Origin of the sequence: Sphingobacterium humi (assembly GCF_009768885.1) — a bacterium.
GTDB lineage: Bacteria > Bacteroidota > Bacteroidia > Sphingobacteriales > Sphingobacteriaceae > Sphingobacterium > Sphingobacterium humi.
Genome location: NZ_WSQA01000028.1, coordinates 1 through 3,198, shown reverse-complemented (window position 1 = coordinate 3,198; position 3,198 = coordinate 1). Strand labels below are relative to the sequence as shown.

Annotated in this window: 2 rRNA genes; both read left to right on the top strand. The window is 50.3% G+C overall.

The window, feature by feature from the left end:
• The first annotated feature begins 42 nt into the window (after nucleotides 1–42).
• Nucleotides 43–2,927 (top strand): 23S ribosomal RNA (locus GQF63_RS19510).
• A 135-nt stretch (nucleotides 2,928–3,062) separates the two neighbouring features.
• Nucleotides 3,063–3,174: ribosomal RNA gene (rrf, locus tag GQF63_RS19505) — 5S ribosomal RNA — on the top strand.
• Nucleotides 3,175–3,198 lie beyond the last annotated feature (24 nt).

Sequence of the window (3,198 nt, the reverse complement as noted above, 5' to 3'; positions counted from 1 at the left end):
GCCAAAAGCAACCTATCACTTAGCAAAAGGGGTGATAGCGTGAAGAAAGTAAGAAAGGGCACACGGGGGATGCCTAGGCTCTCAGAGGCGATGAAGGACGTGATAAGCTGCGATAAGCTGCGGGGATTGGCAAATGCGAATTGATCCGTAGATTTCCGAATGGGGCAACCTAATATACTGAAGGTATATTGTATAATACGCGAACGCGCTGAACTGAAACATCTAAGTAGGCGTAGGAGGAGAAAATAATAATGATTTCCCAAGTAGTGGCGAGCGAACGGGAAAGAGCCCAAACCCATATTGTTACGGCAATTTGGGGGTTGTAGGACCATGCGATTGTACTGTGCTATGAACTGGAAGCAGGTGGGAAACTGCGCGATAAGGGTGAGAGCCCCGTACAGGCAAAGAATACAGACATAATGGTATCCTGAGTACCGCGGGACCGGAGAAATCCTGTGGGAATCTGCCAGCACCATCTGGTAAGGCTAAATACTCCTGAGAGACCGATAGTGAACCAGTACCGTGAGGGAAAGGTGAAAAGAACCCCGAACAGGGGAGTGAAAAGAACCTGAAACCGTGTGCTTACAAGCGGTCGGAGCAGACAAGTTCTGTGACGGCGTGCCTTTTGCATAATGAGCCTACGAGTTACTCTTGTCCGGCAAGGTTAATTGATTCAGTCAAGGAGCCGAAGCGAAAGCGAGTCTGAATAGGGCGCATAGTCGGATGAGGTAGACGCGAAACCTTGTGATCTACCCTTGGGCAGGTTGAAGGTGCGGTAACACGTACTGGAGGACCGAACCGATAAACGTTGAAAAGTTTCCGGATGACCTGAGGGTAGGGGTGAAAGGCCAATCAAACTGGGAAATAGCTCGTACTCCCCGAAATGTTTTTAGGAACAGCGTCGGCATTGAGTCTAGCAGAGGTAGAGCTACCGATTGGGTGCGGGGGAGTCAAATCCTACCAAATCCAGACGAACTCCGAATGCTACTAGATATGGCCGGCAGTGAGGCTTTGGGTGCTAAGGTCCAAGGCCGAGAGGGAAAGAACCCAGACCATCAGCTAAGGTCCCTAAATGTAGTCTAAGTTGAACTAACGAGGTCCGGTTGCCCAGACAGCTAGGATGTTGGCTTGGAAGCAGCCATTCATTTAAAGAGTGCGTAACAGCTCACTAGTCGAGCGACCGGGCGTGGATAATAAACGGGCATCAAGATTACTACCGAAGCTATGGATTGTATCTTTGTGATACACTGGTAGGGGAGCATTCTATAGGGGGTGAATCCGCGAGGTGACTTGTGGTGGACCTTATAGAAAAGCAAATGTAGGCATAAGTAACGATAAGGCGGGTGAGAAACCCGCCCACCGAAAGACCAAGGTTTCCTGATCAACGCTAATCGGATCAGGGTCAGTCGGGACCTAAGGCTAATCCGAAGGGAGAGAGCCGATGGACAACGGGTCAACATTCCCGTACTGTTGATAACTGCGATGTGGTGACGGAGTAGTGACACTGCCGCGAACTGACGGAATAGTTCGTTGAAGGGTGTAGGTATTGGACTGGTAGGCAAATCCGCCGGTCTAGCTGAAACCCGATAGTACAGCAAACCCTCGGGGGCGCTGATAGTGCAGGTAATCAGACTTCCAAGAAAACCCGCTAAGCTTCAGGTTATCAACACCCGTACCGCAAACCGACACAGGTGGTCGAGGAGAGAATCCTAAGGTGCTCGAGTGAATCATGGCTAAGGAACTCGGCAAAATGGCCCTGTAACTTCGGGAGAAGGGGCGCTTCCTCCAGCGATGGAGAAGCCGCAGTGAAAAGGCCCAGGCGACTGTTTAGCAAAAACATATGGCTTTGCGAAATCGAAAGATGAAGTATAAGGCCTGACACCTGCCCGGTGCTGGAAGGTTAAGAGGGGATGTCATCCGCAAGGAGAAGCATTGAATCGAAGCCCCAGTAAACGGCGGCCGTAACTATAACGGTCCTAAGGTAGCGAAATTCCTTGTCGGGTAAGTTCCGACCTGCACGAATGGTGTAACGATCTGGGCGCTGTCTCAGCCATGAGCTCGGTGAAATTGTGGTATCGGTGAAGACGCCGGTTACCCGCAACGGGACGGAAAGACCCCATGAACCTTCACTATAGCTTAACATTGAAATTGGGTACAGGATGTGTAGGATAGGCGGGAGTATTTGAAGCGGTTTCGCCAGGAATCGTGGATACAACCTTGAAATACCGCCCTTTCTGTATTCGGTTTCTAACTCGGCTGTGCCGAGGACATTGTTTGGTGGGTAGTTTGACTGGGGTGGTCGCCTCCAAAAAGGTAACGGAGGCTTTCAAAGGTAAGCTCAGTACGCTTGGTAACCGTACGCGGAGTGCAATGGCATAAGCTTGCTTGACTGTGAGACCTACAAGTCGACCAGGGTCGAAAGACGGACATAGTGATCCGGTGGTTCTGTATGGAAGGGCCATCGCTCAAAGGATAAAAGGTACTCTGGGGATAACAGGCTGATCTCCCCCAAGAGCTCATATCGACGGGGAGGTTTGGCACCTCGATGTCGGCTCGTCACATCCTGGGGCTGGAGAAGGTCCCAAGGGTTGGGCTGTTCGCCCATTAAAGTGGCACGCGAGCTGGGTTCAGAACGTCGCGAGACAGTTCGGTCCCTATCTGTTGTGGGCGCTGGAAGTTTGAGTGGATCTGACCTTAGTACGAGAGGACCGGGTTGGACGAACCGCTGGTGAACCTGTTATGCCGCCAGGTGTACGGCAGGGTAGCTACGTTCGGAATAGATAAGCGCTGAAAGCATCTAAGTGCGAAACTAGCCACGAGATGAGACTTCCTTATAGGGTCGTTGAAGATGACAACGTTGATAGGTCATAGGTGTAAAGGTTGAAAGACCAAAGCCAAGTGATACTAATAGCCCGAAGCTTTCCAATGCGGATAGTTCTGTTGTCCTCTCTCTTTTTGAATCTTTTCTTCCAATAACATGTCAATTGGTATTTAGTAGGTAGTACTTAGTATTTAGACCTTAGGTCAGTAATGCTTTCACTTACTAATTATTAAAAAGATATTCAGGTGCCTATATCGGCGGTGTCCACCTCTTCCCATTCCGAACAGAGAAGTTAAGCCCGCCAGAGCCGATGGTATTGCCGTAACAGGTGGGAGAGTAGGTCGGCGCCTATTTTTATACGAAAAGCCCGTGATCAT